Annotated in this window: 19 protein-coding genes; 8 read left to right on the top strand and 11 right to left on the bottom strand. The window is 67.8% G+C overall.

The features are described 5' to 3' along the window. Positions 1-10 precede the first annotated feature (10 nt). Both AB0L70_RS39535 and AB0L70_RS39530 read left to right on the top strand, forming a co-directional pair. Positions 11-880, top strand: a complete 870-nt coding sequence (locus AB0L70_RS39535) for an LLM class flavin-dependent oxidoreductase (protein ID WP_363692038.1) — start codon at positions 11-13, stop codon at positions 878-880. Between the two features lie 9 nt (positions 881-889). After that, entirely contained in the window at positions 890-1846 is a 957-nt protein-coding gene (locus AB0L70_RS39530) for a formylglycine-generating enzyme family protein (RefSeq protein WP_363692037.1), read from the top strand. 61 nt (positions 1847-1907) lie between these two features. Here AB0L70_RS39530 and AB0L70_RS39525 read toward each other — a convergent pair whose 3' ends face one another. From AB0L70_RS39525 to AB0L70_RS39510, 4 genes are read right to left on the bottom strand one after another with little or no spacing between them, the layout of a single operon-like run. Next, the gene (locus AB0L70_RS39525; RefSeq protein ID WP_363692036.1) at positions 1908-3158 is read right to left on the bottom strand and encodes an MFS transporter; all 1251 of its coding nucleotides are present in this window, start codon (positions 3156-3158) and stop codon (positions 1908-1910) included. Next, positions 3155-3631, bottom strand: coding sequence for a MarR family transcriptional regulator (locus AB0L70_RS39520; protein WP_363692034.1), 477 nt, complete (start codon positions 3629-3631; stop codon positions 3155-3157). The genes AB0L70_RS39525 and AB0L70_RS39520 overlap by 4 nt, the downstream gene beginning before the upstream one ends. A gap of 19 nt (positions 3632-3650) precedes the next feature. Beyond that, positions 3651-4328, bottom strand: a complete 678-nt coding sequence (locus tag AB0L70_RS39515; protein ID WP_363692033.1) for a class I SAM-dependent methyltransferase — start codon at positions 4326-4328, stop codon at positions 3651-3653. Then, positions 4264-5523, bottom strand: coding sequence for an MFS transporter (locus AB0L70_RS39510; protein ID WP_363692032.1), 1260 nt, complete (start codon positions 5521-5523; stop codon positions 4264-4266). Before AB0L70_RS39510 ends, AB0L70_RS39515 begins: the two co-directional genes overlap by 65 nt. Before the next feature lie 107 nt (positions 5524-5630). Between AB0L70_RS39510 and AB0L70_RS39505 the strand changes: the two genes are divergently transcribed. The 4 genes from AB0L70_RS39505 to AB0L70_RS39490 all read left to right on the top strand — a co-directional run bounded on the left by AB0L70_RS39505 (position 5631) and on the right by AB0L70_RS39490 (position 8165). Beyond that, positions 5631-6203 carry a TetR/AcrR family transcriptional regulator gene (locus AB0L70_RS39505; RefSeq protein ID WP_363692031.1) on the top strand — a complete coding sequence of 191 codons (573 nt, stop codon included), beginning with the start codon at positions 5631-5633 and terminating at the stop codon, positions 6201-6203. Next, complete coding sequence (locus AB0L70_RS39500; RefSeq protein ID WP_363692030.1) at positions 6200-6721, top strand: SRPBCC domain-containing protein; 522 nt, start codon at positions 6200-6202, stop codon at positions 6719-6721. The genes AB0L70_RS39505 and AB0L70_RS39500 overlap by 4 nt, the downstream gene beginning before the upstream one ends. Beyond that, the gene (locus AB0L70_RS39495) at positions 6718-7110 is read left to right on the top strand and encodes a VOC family protein (RefSeq protein ID WP_363692029.1); all 393 of its coding nucleotides are present in this window, start codon (positions 6718-6720) and stop codon (positions 7108-7110) included. Before AB0L70_RS39500 ends, AB0L70_RS39495 begins: the two co-directional genes overlap by 4 nt. A gap of 77 nt (positions 7111-7187) precedes the next feature. Beyond that, positions 7188-8165, top strand: coding sequence for an aldo/keto reductase (locus AB0L70_RS39490; RefSeq protein ID WP_363692028.1), 978 nt, complete (start codon positions 7188-7190; stop codon positions 8163-8165). Positions 8166-8368: 203 nt separating this feature from the next. Here AB0L70_RS39490 and AB0L70_RS39485 read toward each other — a convergent pair whose 3' ends face one another. Further along, on the bottom strand, positions 8369-9394 hold the full coding sequence (locus AB0L70_RS39485) for a LacI family DNA-binding transcriptional regulator (RefSeq protein WP_363692027.1): 1026 nt from the start codon (positions 9392-9394) through the stop codon (positions 8369-8371). A gap of 34 nt (positions 9395-9428) precedes the next feature. Between AB0L70_RS39485 and AB0L70_RS39480 the strand changes: the two genes are divergently transcribed. Further along, complete coding sequence (locus AB0L70_RS39480) at positions 9429-10955, top strand: alpha-L-arabinofuranosidase C-terminal domain-containing protein (protein WP_363692026.1); 1527 nt, start codon at positions 9429-9431, stop codon at positions 10953-10955. Here AB0L70_RS39480 and AB0L70_RS39475 read toward each other — a convergent pair. Then, entirely contained in the window at positions 10939-11760 is an 822-nt protein-coding gene (locus AB0L70_RS39475; protein ID WP_363692025.1) for a MerR family transcriptional regulator, read from the bottom strand. The two genes, AB0L70_RS39480 and AB0L70_RS39475, sit on opposite strands and share 17 nt — an antisense overlap. 33 nt (positions 11761-11793) lie before the next feature. Next, positions 11794-12687, bottom strand: a complete 894-nt coding sequence (locus AB0L70_RS39470) for an AraC family transcriptional regulator (RefSeq protein ID WP_363692024.1) — start codon at positions 12685-12687, stop codon at positions 11794-11796. Positions 12688-12757: 70 nt separating this feature from the next. Here AB0L70_RS39470 and AB0L70_RS39465 point away from each other — a divergent pair, with 70 nt between their 5' ends. Continuing rightward, a complete protein-coding gene (locus AB0L70_RS39465) occupies positions 12758-14122 on the top strand; it encodes an FAD-dependent oxidoreductase (RefSeq protein ID WP_363692023.1) in 1365 nt (454 codons plus the stop codon). Between the two features lie 56 nt (positions 14123-14178). On the opposite strand, the gene AB0L70_RS39460 is transcribed toward AB0L70_RS39465, so the two are convergent. From AB0L70_RS39460 to AB0L70_RS39445, 4 genes are all read right to left on the bottom strand, one after another. After that, positions 14179-14442, bottom strand: coding sequence for a hypothetical protein (locus AB0L70_RS39460; protein ID WP_363692022.1), 264 nt, complete (start codon positions 14440-14442; stop codon positions 14179-14181). 326 nt (positions 14443-14768) lie between these two features. Then, positions 14769-15845 (bottom strand): DUF6177 family protein, encoded by a 1077-nt coding sequence (locus AB0L70_RS39455; RefSeq protein WP_363692021.1) that lies wholly within the window; start codon positions 15843-15845, stop codon positions 14769-14771. Further along, entirely contained in the window at positions 15842-16123 is a 282-nt protein-coding gene (locus AB0L70_RS39450; RefSeq protein WP_363692020.1) for a hypothetical protein, read from the bottom strand. Before AB0L70_RS39450 ends, AB0L70_RS39455 begins: the two co-directional genes overlap by 4 nt. Positions 16124-16145: 22 nt before the next feature. After that, positions 16146-17266 (bottom strand): toxin glutamine deamidase domain-containing protein (locus AB0L70_RS39445; RefSeq protein ID WP_363692019.1); only part of this gene is annotated, 1121 nt, incomplete at its 5' end.

The following is a 17266-nucleotide window of genomic DNA, read 5'->3' as shown; positions in this document are numbered from 1 at the left end:
GATGGCGGGCATGCGCTTCTCGATCAATGTGCCGAACTTCGGGGACTTCGCGGATGCTCACACGGTCGCGCGGGTGGCGGTCGCGGCTGAGCAGGCGGGGTGGGACGGGCTGTTCCTCTGGGACCACGTCGTCCACAGCAAGGAGCGCCGGCGCGGGCAGGCGTTCGGCGATCCGTGGATGCTGATGACCGCGGCCGCGATGGCGACGTCACGGATCAAGCTCGGACCGCTGGTGACGCCGTTGGCGCGGCGACGGCCGGAGCAGCTCGCCCGACAGGTTGCGACGCTGGATGGCCTCAGCGGCGGACGGGTGATCTTCGGCGCCGGGCTGGGCGGGCCGATCGAGGACGAGTTCGGCAGCTTCGGTGACGAGACGGATCCGAAGGTGCTGGCCCAGAAGCTCGACGAGGGCCTCGACCTGCTGGCGGCGTACTGGTCCGGTACGACGGTCAACCACGACGGACCGCACTACCGGGTCGACGACGTGACGTTGCTGCCGGCAACTGTTCAGCAGCCACGGCCGCTGGTGTGGATCGCCGGGTACTGGCCCCGCAAGGCTCCGATGCGCCGGGCCGCGCGCTGGGACGGCGCCGTACCGCTCTTCCAGAACGCCAATCACGGCGAGGCCCCGCCGGTCGAGGAACTGCGCGAACTCGTTGCCTTCCTCCACGATCAACGAGACGACAGCACCACGCCGTACGACGTCATTGTCGGCGGCATCAGTTCCGCTGACCCCGCCAAGTCCCGCGCGCTGATCGAGCCACTCGCAGAAGCGGGCGCGACCTGGTGGGACGAGCGGCAGCTGATCACCGGCACCGACTTCTACCGCCTGGACCCAGTCATGCGCCGCATCGAACAGGGCCCGCCGACCCTGTCATAGCCTGGGCGTATGACCGACGAACTGCCGTCCTGTTGTGCGCCGTCGCGGCCGGTGGTGGGGAGCTCATCGCCGCCGCCGGTGCCGTCGGAGCGCGGGCAGCACGAGGTGGAGCAGGTTGTGCTGCCGGGCGGCGAGTTCGTGATGGGCGACAGCTATGGGGACGGCAACCAGGGCGATGGTGAGACGCCGCTGCATCAGGTGCGGCTGACCGCGTTCAGCATCGACGCAACGTCGGTGACGAACCACGACTTCGCGCGATTCGTCGATGCCACGGGGTATCGGACCGAGGCGGAGACCTTCGGTTACTCCGCGGTGTTCCACCTCGCCTTGCAGGCTGAGCCGAATGAGGTGATGGGGCCGGCCGAGGGTACGCCGTGGTGGGCCGGGGTGCGCGGTGCCGACTGGCGGCATCCGGGCGGGTCCCGGTCCGATATCGACGGGCTCGACGACCATCCCGTCGTACATGTGAGCTGGAACGATGCCGTTGCCTACTGCAGGTGGGCCGGCCGTCGTCTGCCGACCGAGGCCGAGTGGGAGTTCGCGTCCCGCGGTGGTCTCGAGGGCGTGCGCTATCCGTGGGGCGACGAGTTGATCGGCGACGACGGGGTGTGGCGCTGCAACATCTGGCAGGGCGAGTTCCCTCAGCGCAACGATCTCGACGACGGCTACCTCACCACCGCGCCGGTCCGCAGCTTCGCCCCGAACGCCTATGGCATGTGGCAGACGGTCGGCAACGTTTGGGAATGGTGTGGTGACTGGTTCGGCCCGCGGTACTACAAGTTCTCCCCCGACGCCGACCCGCAAGGCCCGTCCCTCGGCGCGGCCCGGGTGATACGCGGCGGCTCGTACCTCTGCCACGACTCATACTGCAACCGCTACCGCAACGCCGCCCGCTCCTCCAACACCCCCGAGTCGTCAATGGGCAACGCCGGCTTCCGCACCGTCGCGCTCACCCGTCCCAATTAGCCCTAAGGACAGGAGGTGTGCGTCCGGCGGCCGATGCGGGCGGCATGTTCAGGCGGGAAGCCTAAGGCTGCGCCGGACTACCTCCTGTCGTTAGCGCCTCAGAGGTCCGAAGGCCTGGGGTGGTGACGGCTACCGCGGCGACTGCGGCGACGCAGAGGAGGGCGCCGGAGGCTAGGGCGGTCACTGGGGAGGTGAACTGGGCGACGAGGCCGCCGCGGAGGTTGCCTAGATCGGGGCCGGCCTGGCCGACTATCTGCTCGGCGGCGCTGACCCGGCCGAGCAGTTCGCTCGGGGTGTGGAGCTGGACAATCGTGCTTCGGGAGACGACGGCAACGGTGTCCGCGGCACCGGCCACGGCGAGGAACGCCAACGCCAGCCAGGGCGCGGGCGAGAACGCGAACAACGCCAGCGCGATCCCCCAGGCCGCCGACCCGGCCAGCATCACCAGCCCGTGCCGCGGCAACCGGGTGAACGTGCCGGACAGCACCGACGCGGTGACACCACCCACGGCGATCGCGGTGAGAAAGAGGCCGAGCGTCCGCGGATCGTTGCCGAACCGCTCCGCATTGATCACCGGGAACAGACTGATCGGCATCGACAGCACGGTCGCCGCCAGATCGGTGATCAACGCACCCCGGATCACCGGCGTCGACACCACGAACGTGAGCCCTTCCCACACAGCGTGCAGTCCGGGTTGGGCGATCGCTGCGACCCGCATCCGCGGCAGACCGAGTACGCCGTACAGCGCGGCGAGGAAACTGAGACAGTCGATCAAGTAACAAGCTCCCGTACCCCAGGCACCGACAACCAGCCCACCGATCGCGGGGCCGATCAACATCGCACCCTGGAAGCCGACCCGGTTGAGCGCGATCCCGGCGGCGAGGAGCTCGCGAGGCAACAACTGCGGCAGGACGGTCCGCGCCACCGGTCCGGCGGCAGCGCCGAACGAGGCTTGCGCGGCAACGAGCCCGAGCAGTACGACGACTGGCACCGAGCCGATCACCAGTTGACTTGCCATCACGGCCGCAGTGATCAGCTGCCCGCAAGTGGTGATCAGGTAGAACCGCCGGCGCTCGACCCGGTCAACCAGAGCGCCGGCGAACAGGCCGAGCAGGATCAACGGCAACGCTTGGGACAGGCCGACTGCGCCGGTCCAGGCGGTGCTCTTCGTCTCGTCCCAGACCTGGAACATCACCGCGACGAAGGCCAACTGCCCACCGAACGCCGACAGCACCTGTCCGAGCCACAACCGCCGGAACACCGGAACGGTCCGCAGCGGCTCCAGGTCGATGAACGCGTGCTTGACGCTCACTGCTCCAGCTCGAGCTTCTCGGCGATCCGATCGTGGAAACTCTTCCGTGCCAGGGCTGCCTCCACGTCCTGGACGACCTGCGCCATCGCGTACGGGATCTCGGCTTCCAGCTCGGCGATCGCGGCCTCGGTGGCGCGCCACTCGGCGGCGAGCAACTCGACGATCTTCTTCGCCTTCGCGGTCAGCGCAACCTTCTTGCTGCGGGCATCGGTCCCGGGCACGGTCCGGACCAGGCCGGCCGTGCGCATCGCCGAGACCTTCTGGCTGAGGGCCGAGTGTGTCCGGCCGACCGACTCGGCCAGCTCAGTGATCGTCATCGGGCCCTTGGCATGCAGCCGCAACAACTCCATCACATAGCTGGGCTTCAGGCCCTTGATCTCCCGATCGATGTAGATCTGCCCGATCTCGGCATCCATCCGGGCCAGCAACTGATGTAGCGGCCGCCACTGACTCTGCTCGGTAGGGTCGTCCATGGCGCGATCATAACAGTACTTATATAAGTCCTGTTGGTTCAGGCCGGGACCAGATCACCGCGTGCTGGTTGCCGACGCGGGTGAAGCGGCCGGCGGGGAAGACAGCGCCGTACGCCTGCTCGAAGGTGGTGCGGCTGAGGTAGCGGTCGCTGACGCGATGGTCGAGCCAGTCGCCGGTCGACAGGCGGAAGATCTCCCAGGCATCGCCGGGGCTGCGCTGGATCAGGTTGCGGCCGAGCTTGCGGATCTCGTTGCCGTAGAGGCGCCACCGCGGGTTGGCCGGGCGCGGTGAGACGGTGTCCGCGAGGGCGGCGCGGCCGCCGACCGCGACGAGCGAGCGGATATGACGCAGTACGGCGGGTAGGTCGGCGACGTGGTGAAGTGTCGCCGAACTGGTGACGAAGTCGTACTGCCCGGCGATGTCGAGGATGCCGGCCTCGAGATAGCTGAGGTTCGACCGCGGCCGCTTGCGGCGGGCCAGCCGGATCATCGGGCCGGAGAGGTCGATCGCGTCGACGTGGTCGAAGTACTCGGCGAGGACGACCGCGTGCCGGCCGGCTCCACAACCGAGGTCGATGGCGCGACGGCGGCGATCGGGCAGGACGGTCGGCAGCCAGTCGGCGACCGCGTCGTCAGTCAGCTCCCCCAACCGGTCGTACCGCTCCGCCAGATGATCGAACGACTGTTCCCGCCCCATGCTGATGAGATGCGGAACCGCTGGAAAAGGTTGACCGCCGGATCCAGACGATCGCGAGTACGGCGGCCAGCCCGCTGATCGCGGTCAGGGTAGCGAAGCCGTAGCGCGTGTCGGTGCGGCCGGTGACGACCGACGTCACCAACATGACGACAACCGTCGCGGCCAGCCCGTACCCGTTGGCAACCCCGAAGGCGTGGCCGACCCGCGACTCGTCGACCGAGGTCATGAGGAGGGATCTGGTGGCGATGCGCGCCTGGCCGAACACGAACGCTCCGACCAGCACGAGCCCCATCAACGCGCTCACCCCGAAGAGCGGCTGCATGACCAGCAACACGTTGCACAGCAGGAATCCGACGACCGCGAGCCGAAGATCACCGAACCGTACGGCGGACCATCGGTAGGCGACCGCGGCCAACAGGAAACCCACGCCGCCGACCGCATCCACCACGCCCAGGACCGCCGGTCCTCGACGCCATTCGCCGACGAGCAACACCGGTAGCAGAGCGTTGAAGACAGTCACCACCACGAGCCCTTGCCCGAAGAGCAGCGCGAGTGGGCCTAAGGGAAGAGGACGGAGGCCTGAGGCGGGGGTTGCCGCTGGTGCCGTGGGCAGGGGCAACTGCACACGCCTTCGGGCCGGACCGACGGCGGCGACAAAGAGTGCGGAGGCAACGAACGTCAGGCCGTTGAAGACGAACAGCGGCGTGGAACCGAAGTACTGCAGCGCGAAGCCGCCTACCGATGCTGAGAGCAACATTCCGCACTGGAGCGCCATCTCGTAGTGGCCGTTGAAAGAGCGCAACTCAGCGGCGGGGACACGCTCTCGGACCAGGGCCGCGCTGGTCGGGATGAAGAGCGCGGCGACCACGGCCAGCGCGAAGTTGGTGGCATAGATGAGGGCTTGTTGCGGAGCACCGAGGGCCAGACCCAGCGGGAGGCAGAGCGCCGCGACGGCACTGATCAGATCGCAGCCGATCCACAACCGGCGCCGGTCGAACCGGTCCGCCAACCGACCGAAGTACGGCGAGAGGACGGCCTGCGGGACCGCCACCGCAATGAAGAGCCACCCGACATCCAGCATCGATCCCTGCGCGCGGACGAGCAGGAGCGCGGCACCGAGGAGCTGGATGTTGTTGCCGAGGGACGTGATGAAGGCTGCCGGCAGGAGCAGCTTGTGGTTCCGCGAGCTGAGCACTCCACCACGGTCCCAGCAAACCCTGACAACCAATGTCAGTGTTGCTTTTCGCTACCGCAGTTGCGTAAATTTGTTTTCGACACCGCAGTAGCGAAAAGAGGGTGGCGATGGTTGGACGCGGTCGGCCGCGGGATGCGGGGATCGAGCGCCGGGTGCTGGAGGCCGCGATGGGCGAGATGCGCGCGCGGGGGTACGACGGGATGTCGATCGACCGGGTCGCCGAACGGGCCGAGGTCGCGAAGACGACGCTGTACCGGCGATGGCCGACCAAGGCCGAGCTGGTGATCGCGATGATCACCGAGCTGCGGTCCGCCGTACCGTTCGAGCCGAGTGGTGACCCGCGGCGGGATCTCACCGATCTGGTCACCGGCATCGCCACCACGCTCAACGCTCTCCCGACCACCCTGGTCGCAGACCTGGCCGCGGCTGCCGCTCGTGAGCCGCGGGTCGGCGAGAGCATCCGCGCGCTGTGGGGCGAGCGGCACGCGGCAGTCACCGCCGTACTCGCGCAGGCCCAAACCGACGGCCGAGTCCCCGGACATGCCTCCCCCGCCGTGCTGGTCGACCAGCTCGTCGGGCCTCTGTACTACCGGCTCCTCGTCACCGGCGAGCCGATCACCACCGACTACGTGAGGGAGCTGGTGCTCAGCACCCTCGGACCCGATCTGGAGCAGTCATGAAGAAGAAGTCGACCAAGATTCTCACCGCGGTAGGCGCCGTCGTCGTCCTACTCGCCGGCTACACGATCTTCACCGTCGCCCGCCCGTTCGTCCTGCACACCGAGCTCGACATCAACGCGAGTCCCGAGCAGGTCTGGAAAGTTCTGGCGGATCGACAGTCCTACCCGGAGTGGAACCCGTTCATCATCTCGTCGACCGGTGAACTCATCAAAGGCAACACCATCACCAATGTCCTCCGCGACACCAAGGGCGGCGAGACCAAGTTCACCCCCGAACTCCTGGCCGTCGAGCCGAACAAGGAGCTCCGCTGGATCGGCAAGATCCCGCCGGGCGCGATCTTCGACGGCGAACACTCCTTCCGCCTCGAGCAACTGCCGAACGGCCGCACTCGCCTGATCCAGGAGGAAGTGTTCCGTGGCGCCGCGATCCCCTTCACCCGCTCGATGCTGAACAACACCATCAAGCCCCAGTTCGAAGCCATGAACCGGGCCCTCGCCGCACGAGCGGCTGCCTCATGACCGGACTTCTTCGCGCGGTGGATGCCGTCACAGTGCGCGTGCCGGATCTCGACGGCGGGCTCGCCTTCTACCGGGACGCCCTGGGACACGAGCTGATCTGGCGGAACGACGAGATCGGACAGGCCGGACTCCGGCTGCCGGCCAGCGACACGGAGATCGTGCTGGCCACGGATCTCGAGTACGCCCCGAGCTGGCTGGTGGACTCGGCCGATGCGGCCGCGGAGCAGATCGTGGACCGCGGCGGCCGGCTCGTCAGTGCGCCGTTCGACATCCCGGTCGGGCGCTGTGCGGTGGTCGAGGATCCGTTCGGCAACCGGCTCGTCGTACTCGATCTGTCGAAGGGGCTCTACGTCACCGACGACGGCGGGACAGTCACCGGGATCGAATGAGGTTCATTCGCCCAGTGCATCAACTCATGGCGAAAGATTCATTGGACGGATGAGTTGGCCGATGATTGGCTCGACGCATGGAGAAGCGCAGATTAGGACGAGTCGGGATCGAGGTCAGCCCGCTGGGGTTCGGGTGCTGGGCGATCGGCGGTCCGTTCAGTGATGAGGCGGGGAAGCCGCTGGGCTGGGGTGAGGTCGACGACAAGGAGTCGGTACAGGCGATCCGGCGGGCGATCGACCTCGGCGTGACGTTCTTCGACACCGCCGATGTGTACGGGGCCGGCCACAGCGAACGCGTACTGGGCAAGGCACTCGAGGGCCGTCGCGATCAGGTCGTGATCGCGAGCAAGTGGGGCAACACCTTCGACGAGACCGCTCGGGTCATGCAGGAGCAGGACGGCTCACCGGAGTATGTGCACAAGGCAGTTCGGGCCTCGCTCGACCGGCTCGGGACCGATTATCTCGACCTGTATCAGTTGCACTTCGACACGACCGACGAGATCGCCCAGCCGTTGCGGGAGGCGTGCGAGGACCTGGTCCGGGAAGGGCTGATCCGCAGCTACGCCTGGAGCACGGACACCGTGCACAGCGCCGAGCTGTTCGCCGAAGGCAAGCACTGTTCGGCCGTCCAGCACGAGGCGAGCGTCCTGCACGACGCTCCGGAGATGTTCGCCTTGTGCGAGCGCGCCGACCTCGCAAGCGTCAACCGCACTCCCCTCGGCATGGGGATCCTCGGTCGTCGCGACGCCTCCCGGCCGGCGACCGGCGCGGACATCCGCACACTGCCGCCGTCCTGGCTCCGGTTCTTCGCGGAGGGCGGCACACCTGCTCCGGAGTGGTGGGACAAGGTATCGGCGGTCCGTGATGTCCTCGAGAGTGACGGCCGGACGCTGGCGCAAGGCGCGCTCGCGTGGCTGTGGGCGCGGAGCCCGCGGACGGTCCCGATCCCCGGCTTCCGCACGGTCGCGCAGGCGGAGGAGAACGCCGGGGCAATGGCGTTCGGCCCGCTCAGCGACAGCCAGCTGACCGAGATCGCCAAGCTGATCGCGGACTAGCTCACGGGACTGCGGACCTCCAGCACTCAGTAACCCGCCTCGCGGCGCCGCCCTTACGCTCAGCCTGCCCTCGGGCGGCGCCGTGAGGCGGCCTTGATGAGTGCTGGAGGTCCGCATCGCCTTCCGGTCAAGGTCTTGCTAGCTCAGATTTATCGATATACCTTCGCCATGAACTTCCCCGGGTGACGAGGTACGTCGTGGAATCAGTCGAGTGGTTTGGTGGTGCCGCGCTGGATCAGCCGCGCCGGCGTGATCAGTTCCTGTGGCTCGCCGGTCGGGCCGCCGTTGATCTGGGCGATCAGCAGCGCGACGATCGCGTCCGCCATCTCCTCGTGGCCCGGGTTGATGGTGGACAGCGCCGGGACCAGGTACGGCGCCTCGTCGATATCGTCGAAGCCGATCACCTGAACGTGTTCCGGCACTCGCAGCGCCGCATCCGCCAGGGCCCGAAGGGCGCCCAAGGCAACCACATCGGTGAGCGCGAACACGGCATCGAAAGCGATCCCACGGTCGAGCAGCGACCGGATCGCGTCGTACCCGTCCTGCAGGCCGAACCGGCAGCGGACGGTCAGCTCCGGATCGATCGGTACGCCGGCCTCCGTGTGCGCGAGTTCGTACCCTTCGGCCCGCAGCGCGGGCATGTTCGCGGTCCAGTCGGGGTTGCCGCCGAGCATCGCGATCCGCCGGGCGCCGGTGGCGAGCAGGTGCGCGGTCGCCTGCCGGGCGCCGTCGACGTTGTCCATCATCACGTGGTCGTACTTCGACGGCAGCGCCCGCTCGCCGATCATCACCACGGGCGCGTCGTTGCGGAGCTGGGTCAGTTCGGCCGGATCACTGTCGACCACGCTCAGCACCAGCCCGTCGTACATCCGCAGCCGGGAGAAGGCGACCGCGTCCAGCTCGCCCTCGCGACTGGCGCCGGTGCGCTCCATCACGATCCGGAGCCCGTGCGTCTCGAACCGATCCGCGAGCCGGCCGGCCAGCTGGGCGAAGTACGGGCGCTCGAGCTCCGGAACCGCGAGACCGACGACTCCGGTCTTGCCCGCGCGCAGGTGCCGGGCGGCCAGATTGACCTGGTACCCGAGGTCGGTGATCGCGGTCAGCACCCGCTCCCGCGTCGCGGCGCCCACGCGCGGTCGACCGTTGATCACGTTCGAAACGGTCATAGTGGACACCCCCGCCGACCGCGCCACATCGGCCATGGTGACGACGCTGGATGTCTTCTTCACGCCGACCACTGTAAGAGACCGAAGGAGCTGAGCCTTGAACACACAAGCGTCCGCCCGGGTCGTGATCGATCTCGACGTACCGGGTCCGACCATCAGCCGGCATCTCTATGGGCACTTCGCGGAGCATCTCGGCAGGTGCATCTACGGCGGTTTCTACGTCGGCGAGGACTCCGAGCTGCCGAACGAGGGCGGTATCCGGCTTGACGTGGTCGAGGCGCTGCGGGCGCTGAACATCCCGAACCTGCGCTGGCCGGGTGGCTGTTTCGCGGACGAGTACCACTGGAAGGACGGGATCGGGCCGAAGGCGGATCGCCCGTCGATGATCAACACGCACTGGGGCAATGTCGAGGAGAACAACCACTTCGGCACGCACGAGTTCATGGCGTTGTGCGATCTGCTCGGCGCGGATCCCTACGTCAACGGCAACGTGGGCAGCGGGACCGTGCAGGAAATGAGTGAATGGGTCGAGTACCTGACCCGCGACGGCGACAGCCCGATGGTCCGGCAGCGCAAGGCGAACGGCCGCGACGAGCCGTGGAAGGTCCCGTTCTGGGGCATCGGCAACGAGAGCTGGGGCTGCGGCGGCAACATGCGGGCCGAGGCGTACGCCGATCTGGCCCGCAGGTACGCGACGTTCTGCCGGGACCACGGCGACAACAAGCTGTACAAGATCGCCGCCGGTGCGGCCGACGACGACCTCGCCTGGACCGAGGCGCTGATGAAGGCGATCAGCTGCCTGGGCTGTGGACGCGATCCGAAGAACATCTTCCAGGCGATCTCGTTCCACTACTACACAGTGGCTGGGACCTGGGAACACAAGGGCGCGGCCACCGACTTCGGCATCGACGACTACTACCGGACCATCATCAAGGCGCAGGACATCGAGCGGGTGATCCGCGGCCACTCCGCGGTGATGGACGCGTACGACCCCGAGCGCAAGGTCGGCCTGGTGCTGGACGAATGGGGCACCTGGTGGGATGTCGAGCCGGGCACGAACCCCGGGTTCCTGTATCAGCAGAACGCGATGCGGGACGCGCTGGTGGCAAGCCTGCACTTCGATGTGTTTCACCGGCATGCCGAACGGCTGGTGATGGCGAACATCGCGCAGACGATCAACGTGTTGCAGGCGATGCTGCTCACAGATGAGGACGGCGGTCTCGTGCGAACTCCGACGTACCACGTGTTCGAGATGAACAAGGGGCACCACGATGCGGTGTCGGTGCCGACGCATGTCGTTGAGCGGCCGACGCCGTACGAACTGGATGGCAAGTCGATGGAGCTGGTGTCGGCGTCGGCCTCGGTGAAGGACGGGCGGGCGTTGGTGTCGATCAGCAATCTGGATCCGGTCGCGCCACTGGACGTCGTACTGGATCTGCGCGGCGGCACTGTCCGTGAGCCGGTCGGACGGTTGCTGACGGCATCGAAACCGCAGTCGTACAACACGACGACGGATCAGTCCGCGGTGGCTCCGATTCCCCTTACCGGACTGGAACCTGAGCCCCGCGGACTGCGCGTCACGCTGCCGCCGCACTCGTTCGCGACGGTCAGTCTGGGCGTGTGACCTGGATCTGGAACTCGTGCACCCAGTTGTCAGGGTTGTCCGGGTCGAACTCGAGAGTGACCTCCCGGGCATACCCCTGACTGCGGTAGCCGTTGTCCTCGATCCAGCGTGCCAGCGTCTGCATGCTGCGTTCGGCTTCCATCATGTCGCCCTGATGGACGATGGTCGCGGCCTGCGGGAACTCCGGTAGGTCGAGGAAGTCGAGGTCGGCGGCCTTCGAGCCGGCCTCGACGGGTACGGCGGCATGGACGCGGACCGCCTCACCTTCGGCGTTCTCGTAGTACGCGACCGGTGAACCGGACGGGCTGATCCCCGCCATGCCGAGGCGCTCGAACAGCTGGCCGAACAGCGGTTGCAGGACCGGACCGATGTCCTCACCGTCGTAACTCGCCGAGATCGCCGACAGCTCGGCGACCCGGGTCGGGGCGATGCGTTTCAGGACGACGTCATCAGTAGGCATGTGACCTTCCTTCTCGATCAGGCGGAGCCTCGCCTCGACACTGGTCAGCCGGGCCGCGCTCCGGGACAACTCGTCCTCGAGCTGCGCCTGCCGCATCCGCAGCATGCCGCGCAGTTCCTCGGCGCTCGGTTTGGCGTCGACGATCTCGTGCACCTGCTGCAGCGTGAAGCCGAGATCCTTCAGCGCGATGATCCGGTTCAGCCGACTGAACTGGTCGGCCGAGTAGAACCGGTAGCCGGTCACCGCATCGACGACAGCCGGTCGGAGCAGCCCGATCGCGTCGTAGTGCCGAAGCATCCGGGCCGATACCTGGCCGAATGCCGCGAAGTCTCCGATGGTGAACATGACTTCAGCCTTCCGGTTGACACAGTGTGAAGGTCAAGAGTTCTCGCGCCGGTACCTGCCCGGGGTGATTCCGGTCGCCTCGCGGAACGCCCGGGAGAAGGCGGATTCCGACTGGTAGCCAACCCGCGCGGCGACGGTCGCCACGGTCTGGTCCGGATCGGTGAGCAGGTCGGCGGCCACCATCATCCGCAGCGAGGTCACGAAGGCGGCGGCGGTCGCCCCGGTGTGCCGACCGAAATGGCGTACGAACGTTGCCCGGGACATCGATGCGACCTCGGCCAGCCGTTCGACCGACCAGGTGGCGGCGGGATCTTGCAGGACGGCCGCGACGGCCGCTGCGATCCGGCGGTCCTCGATCGCGGTCCAGGGTGCGACGCCGGGCAGGCCGCCACGGCGCAGCACCATCGCCAGGAGAGCGCCGGACAGTGAGTCGAGGACAGCCGCTGTACCCGGTCCATCGGCCCGGGCCTCCAGGCGCATCAGCTCGCTGAGGATGCGGACCGAGTCGTCGGCCGCGTCGAAGGAGACGACCAGCGGGTCGGGAAGGCTGCTCAACAGGAGTCGGCCGGCGGACGAGCCGACTGTGTAGTGGCCGCAGAAGATGTCGGTGGCCGGTTCACCGGACGGGCTGCGGATCGTGTCGAACGCGTCGCCCGGGGTCTCGACCGACGCGCGCAGCCGCCCGGATCCCGCCGTACGAATCGTGTGGGCCTGGCTGCTCGGCAGCAGGACCGCGTCGCCGCCTTTCAGGTGGACCTGCCGCCCCGGCAGATCCAGGGTGCAGTCGCCGTCGAGGACGAAGTGGAACGCGGCTTCGGCATCGCCCAACGGCTCGACCTTCATCTCGGTCGCGCCGGCGAGCAGGCAGCGCTTGTCCACGGTCGCCCGCAGGCGAGCCAGTTCGATCAGCCGGGTGATGGTATCCATGAGACGCCTGCGCAGGAAGATGAGCCAAGAACAGCTGGTACGGCTCAATCCTAGTGATCAGACTCAAAGCATGACTTCTACCCTGCAGGCGGACGTGGTCGTGATCGGGTTCGGCAAGGGCGGCAAGGTCGCCGCCGCCGCGCTCGGCCGGGCCGGCCGGCGCGTGATCCTGATCGAGCGCTCGGACCAGATGTACGGCGGTACCTGCCCGAACGTCGGCTGCGTCCCCACCAAGATGCTCGTGCACCACTCCGGCAAGCGCCGGCCGGACGACTCGCCGCAGGAGTGGTTCGAGCACGCGATCGGTGAAGTGAAGGCGCTGACCACGACCTTCCGGGCGGGCAACTTCGAGGCGTTGAACGGCGCGGAGACCATCACGGTGCTCACCGGTACGGCGCAGTTCGTCGACGCCCACACCGTTGCCGTCGACGACATCCTGATTACCGCAGAGACGATCCTGATCGACACCGGGTCGGAGCCGGTCTTCCCGGACATCCCCGGCCTGCGGGAGAGCCCGCGCACGGTGACGAACGTCGATCTGGTCCACACCACTCACCTGCCCGGCCGGCTGGCCGTGATCGGCGGCGGGTACCTCGGCATCGAGTTCGCCTCGATCTACCGGCGTTTCGGAACCCAGGTCACCGTGTTCGAGTCGTCGGCGCGGATCCTCGGTCAGGAGGACGACGACATCGCGGCCGCCGCGACCGACATCCTGACCGGCGAGGGCGTCGACATCGTCACCGGCGCCCAGGTCCAGGAGATCCGTGACGAGGACACGGTTGTCTACCGGAAGAACGGACGCGAACACACACTCACCGTCGACGCGATCCTGGCCGCAACCGGGCGTACGCCGGTCACCGCCGAACTGCAGTTGGAGAACGCAGGCGTTCGTACGACGGAACGCGGGGCCGTCGAGGTGGACGAGTACCTGCGGACCAGCCAGCCGCACATCTTCGCGCTCGGCGACGTCAACGGCGGCCCGCAGTTCACGTACATCTCGCTGGACGACAGCCGGATCGTGCTGGATCAGCTGCTCGGGGACGGGAAACGGTCCACTGCCGATCGGGTCGCCGTACCGCGCACGCTGTTCATGTCGCCGCCGCTGGCGACGATCGGGCTGACCGAGAAGGCCGCGCTGGCGGCCGGGTACCGGATCAAGGTCGGGATGGAGAACGTCGCCGATATCGTCGCGATGCCGCGGGCCTACATCGTCGAGGAGACGCGTGGCGTGATGAAGTTCGTGATCGACGCGGAGACCGACGAGATCCTCGGCGCGGCCCTGCTCAGCGTCGATGCGCAGGAGCTGATCAACACGGTCGCGCTGGCGATGCGGCACCGGATCACCGCGACGGAGCTGCGGCAGTCGATCTACACGCACCCGTCGTCGACGGAGGCCTTCAACGAGGTCCTCGGCGCGATCGTCCGGACGGCGTGAGGCGGATGGTGTTGGGAGCTGACGCGGTGCTGGTTGGGAGCTGACGCGGCTGGTGGTCAGGAGCTGACGTGGCTGCGGCGGTCGCGGATCGCCTTGGTGGCGACGCCGGCCAGCAGGATGACGACACCGCCGGCGCCGAGGCCGGTGACGACGTCGCTGCGGGTGTCCAGGCGGGCGTCACACTGCATCGGCGTGATGCCCTTCTCGGGCTGGAAGACCGATCCGCACGCCTGGCTGTCGACGTGCACCGGCCGAACGGCGAGCACCACCCCGGCGATCAGCAGGACCACACCTACCGCGCCGAGTACCTTGCTCAGCACTGCCCAACCTGGAGAGAGGCAGGGGCTGTCGGCTCGAACACCGGACAAGACCTCGGGACGCCAGCCGCTAGGACCGACCACACCTGCCTGGTCAGATCCTGCATATAGCGCTCACACTCCCTGGTAGCCCGGTAAGATTTGATCAAATCTAACGCAGCTAGCGGCTACCGTCTAAACCCGGACCGGCCCCCTGATCGAATCTTCACTCAGTTCTAACGATCCCCAGCGCCGAACCGTTCACTCCTCGACGCTTTTCGGGTTGGCCTTCGGGTGGCGCTCAGGTTGGCCCTCAGGTTTGGCTCTCAGGTCGGCCCTCAGGTCGGCCCTCAGGTCGGCATCGTGAAGGTCTTGGGGGGTGGGGCGGGGTTGGCCGAGTGGTGGGCGGTGGCGATCGTGATGCGGCGCATGGTCAGGGCGAACGTCTGCCAGTCGGGCTCGCTGTAGCCGGTGCCGATCGGGAACCACAGGCCGGCGTCGTGCCCGATCGACGTGGCGGCGCCGGCCGCGATCGCCTTGTCCGCCTCAGGCCCCATCGCCGCCCGGCCGTCGGCGCCGATCACGAGCGCAATCGGATCCTGGATGCCGGTGAAACGAGGCAGCGTGCAGGTGTCCGCGGCCGTACCGGCGCCGAGGACGAACATCGACACCAGGTCGAACTCGTCGGCCAACTGGCGGACCACGGGGAAGATTGCCTGCGGCAACGGCGCTTCCAGGCCGGGGCAACCGATCGCCAGCGTCACGGACTCTTCCAGCCCAGCTGGGCGGTTGACAATCTCGATCACGCCGTTGGCCGGGCGGGTTCCGTGCCGACCGTCCGGGCCGGTCAGGGTGAGCATGGTCGATCGCGGCACCCAGCGACGGCAGAAGTGGGTCAGCTCGGCGGTGTCCCATGGCTGGGAGACCGGTTCTTCGGTACCCCAGCCGGCCGGCGGACCGCCGGCGAGTTCCCGGAGCAGGAACTCGGCCGCACCGCCGACGATGGTCCCCTCCGCGGCCGGGTACCGCACTCGCGCCACGAGTTGCAGGGACGCGTGAATGCCGTCCTGCTCTTGGAGATAGTCCGGGGTGGGCTTGGGGTTCTCCTCGTCTCCGGTCGGCACGAACAGGTTTCCGTCCCATACCAACGGCTCGCCGCTCAAGCCGTCGTACGACGGACCAGAATCGTTGCCGTTGACAACCCAGCAGCCGCCGGTGCCCGGGGCAAGCAGTTGGGTGCGGACCGCGTGCGTCACGCGGGTTGTCCTCGGCGTGACGAGTTGGAGCACGCGTTGGGACCGCTCGGCCGTGATCGCGGCGTCGAGTAGCCAGCTCGACAGGCCGACGACCTCGCGGTCCTGCATCATCACGATCGCCTTCTCGGTGATCCGATCCGCTCCGGCGACGAAGTCGAGCATGTCGGTCATCGCTCCAGCTCCTCGGATCCGCGCGATCGCTCGGCCCGGGCGGCTGTGAGTGCCTCGTCCATTCCCAGCCGGCTGGGCGCGAACGAGAAAACGGTGCCATCGGCAACCAGGAAGACCCGGTTCGCGATGCCCGGCGGGACGAAGGCCAGCCACTCCTCGACCGGCGTCGTACGCCAGTCCGCGATGGTTTCGGGCGACCAGGAGTCCGGCGCGACCGAGTGCTGGGCCAGCCAGCCGGCCAGCAGCTCGCGGGCCGCGGCTTCGGTGTTGTTCGGCATCAGGCACTTCCTTTGCTGACGGTCACCACGTGGACTCCGGTTCGGCGGGTGAGCCTTCCCAGTCGCCGTTGGGTTCGCGGATCGTGTACTCGAGTCGCTCGAGCTTGGACGGGTACCTGTGCGGCCACGGCACGTCGATGGGATTGCGGCAGTCCTGCGGGTCGAGTGCACGGACCTTCCCCTGCGGGTCGACGTACGCACTGAACCAGTGCCCGCCGGCGGGCGACCATCGGACGCAGATCGCGGCGACCGTACCCGGTGGACGTCCGCGTAGTCCGGCCTCGACCTCGGCGTACGCCTTGTCGGTGAAGGCCTGCAGGTGCGCGGCCGGGTCCGGGTGCCCGGGCGGTAGGTGCCGGTCCAGCCGGTAGCCGGGGGCGCGCACGCCCATCCACTCGTACGAGTCGTCGTAGTCGCCGGGCGTGGGCGTGTTCGCGTGGTCCTTCTGGAAGTCGCCGTCGGCCAGGCGGACCCGCCGGCCCTGGATCAGGTCGACGGTCGCCCGCATCACCGCGGAGCAGTTGAACTGGTACTCCACCATCACGTTGCCCTTGGCATCGAGCTGGTGGTAGTTCGGGTTGAGCAGGCGCAGCCAGCGCTTCACGGTCAGCAGCGGGTGCCGACCGGCCGCTTGCTCCAACGCACGTTGCTTGCCGCCGCCGGGGTCGCCCGGGTTGTAGCGGGCGTCGCGGTCGCCTCTGGGTACGCCGGGTTCGCCGTACGCCGGTGGTGGGGTGAGGTCGAGCTCTCGCTCCGCATGGTGCTCCTTCGGCCCGAATCGGTCGAACAGGTCGTCGCCCTGCCGGATCCGCAGCCGCGGCGGGCGACCACGCTCCTGCGGTACGTCCCATGACACGTTGCTCGGGTCGTGCATGTCCTTCCAGTTGGGCCTGTTCGTGCCGATGTTGTGGGCATCGGGGGTTTGGCTCTGACTGGTCGTCGGCTTGCTCGGAACCGGGTCGGTGCCGTCGATCGTGTCCGGGTGGTTGCTGTACAACTCAGCCTCACGCCGCCGCCAAGCATCCACCCCGCCCTCATCATCCCGAACCGGCCGCCGCGGCTGGTTCGGCTGATTGGGTTGGTTGGGTTGGTTCGGTTGGTTGGGCTGGTTCGGTTGGTTCGGTTGGTTGGGCTGGTTCGGTT

It is taken from the genome of Kribbella sp. NPDC051952 (assembly GCF_040680855.1).
GTDB lineage: Bacteria > Actinomycetota > Actinomycetes > Propionibacteriales > Kribbellaceae > Kribbella.
The sequence above is the reverse complement of the archived record's forward strand: the minus strand, read 5'-3'. Positions and strand labels throughout refer to the sequence as shown.

What these genes read in the sequence shown, in the direction of transcription:
- AB0L70_RS39535 (WP_363692038.1), top strand. Translation starts at nt 11, where the DNA reads ATGCGCTTCTCGATCAATGTGCCGAACTTCGGGGACTTCGCGGATGCT.
- AB0L70_RS39530 (WP_363692037.1), top strand. Translation starts at nt 890, where the DNA reads ATGACCGACGAACTGCCGTCCTGTTGTGCGCCGTCGCGGCCGGTGGTG.
- AB0L70_RS39520 (WP_363692034.1), bottom strand. Translation starts at nt 3,631, where the DNA reads ATGGACGACCCTACCGAGCAGAGTCAGTGGCGGCCGCTACATCAGTTG.
- AB0L70_RS39515 (WP_363692033.1), bottom strand. Translation starts at nt 4,328, where the DNA reads ATGGGGCGGGAACAGTCGTTCGATCATCTGGCGGAGCGGTACGACCGG.
- AB0L70_RS39505 (WP_363692031.1), top strand. Translation starts at nt 5,631, where the DNA reads ATGGTTGGACGCGGTCGGCCGCGGGATGCGGGGATCGAGCGCCGGGTG.
- AB0L70_RS39500 (WP_363692030.1), top strand. Translation starts at nt 6,200, where the DNA reads ATGAAGAAGAAGTCGACCAAGATTCTCACCGCGGTAGGCGCCGTCGTC.
- AB0L70_RS39495 (WP_363692029.1), top strand. Translation starts at nt 6,718, where the DNA reads ATGACCGGACTTCTTCGCGCGGTGGATGCCGTCACAGTGCGCGTGCCG.
- AB0L70_RS39490 (WP_363692028.1), top strand. Translation starts at nt 7,188, where the DNA reads ATGGAGAAGCGCAGATTAGGACGAGTCGGGATCGAGGTCAGCCCGCTG.
- AB0L70_RS39475 (WP_363692025.1), bottom strand. Translation starts at nt 11,760, where the DNA reads ATGTTCACCATCGGAGACTTCGCGGCATTCGGCCAGGTATCGGCCCGG.
- AB0L70_RS39470 (WP_363692024.1), bottom strand. Translation starts at nt 12,687, where the DNA reads ATGGATACCATCACCCGGCTGATCGAACTGGCTCGCCTGCGGGCGACC.
- AB0L70_RS39465 (WP_363692023.1), top strand. Translation starts at nt 12,758, where the DNA reads ATGACTTCTACCCTGCAGGCGGACGTGGTCGTGATCGGGTTCGGCAAG.
- AB0L70_RS39455 (WP_363692021.1), bottom strand. Translation starts at nt 15,845, where the DNA reads ATGACCGACATGCTCGACTTCGTCGCCGGAGCGGATCGGATCACCGAG.
- AB0L70_RS39450 (WP_363692020.1), bottom strand. Translation starts at nt 16,123, where the DNA reads ATGCCGAACAACACCGAAGCCGCGGCCCGCGAGCTGCTGGCCGGCTGG.